This window comes from Alcanivorax sp. HI0044 (genome assembly GCF_001634945.1).
Genome location: NZ_LWEZ01000088.1, coordinates 1 through 758, shown reverse-complemented (window position 1 = coordinate 758; position 758 = coordinate 1). Strand labels below are relative to the sequence as shown.

General features: G+C 56.3%; 1 protein-coding gene. It reads right to left on the bottom strand.

Translation table 11 applies throughout. The features are described 5' to 3' along the window. Positions 1-26 precede the first annotated feature (26 nt). Positions 27-758, bottom strand: a 732-nt coding sequence (locus A3730_RS01065; RefSeq protein ID WP_063537291.1) for an acyltransferase, incomplete at its 5' end; no start/stop codon positions are given.

Genomic DNA, 758 nt, shown 5'->3' with positions numbered 1-758 from the left:
ATGCCTACAGATGCCACCGCCTACCGTTACGGACGATCCTGGCACCCGCCACGAAGCACTTCAATCCGAGTATCTTTCTGCTGCCATAACTCGCTCACCCACTGCTGAATTTCTTCACGGAACACCGGATCGTCCTGATAATCGCTGCGCCACAGGCGGGGTTCCAGCGGGCAGGTGCGCACGTCAACAATCACTTTCTGCACCTTGCCGCTGAGCAAATCCCAGAACCCCGGGGTCTTCCCGTCCGGATAGACCACAGTCACATCCAGCAACGCATCCAGATTATCCCCCAGCGCGGCCAGTACAAATGCCACACCGCCCGCCTTGGGCTTGAGCAAATTCCGGTAAGGGGATTGCTGCGCAGCGTGCTTGGCCGGGGTAAAGCGAGTCCCTTCCAGGAAATTCACCACCGTGACAGGGATACCCTGAAATTTCTCGCAGGCTCGCCGGGTGATTTCCAGATCCTGGCCTTTCAGGTGCGGATTCTTTTTCAGAAACGCCTTGCTGTAGCGCTTCATGAACGGGTAATCCAGCGCCCAGAAAGCCAGCCCGAGAAACGGCACCCAAATCAGTTCTTTCTTCAGGAAAAACTTGAAGTACGGGGTCTTGCGATTAAACGCCTGCACCAGCGCCGGGATATCCACCCAGGACTGATGATTACTGACCACCAGATAGGAAGTGTCCTTGCGCAGGGATTCCACCCCACGAATATCCCAGTGGGTGGGTGTCAGCAGCGCAAAAATCCCCTTGCAGATCTC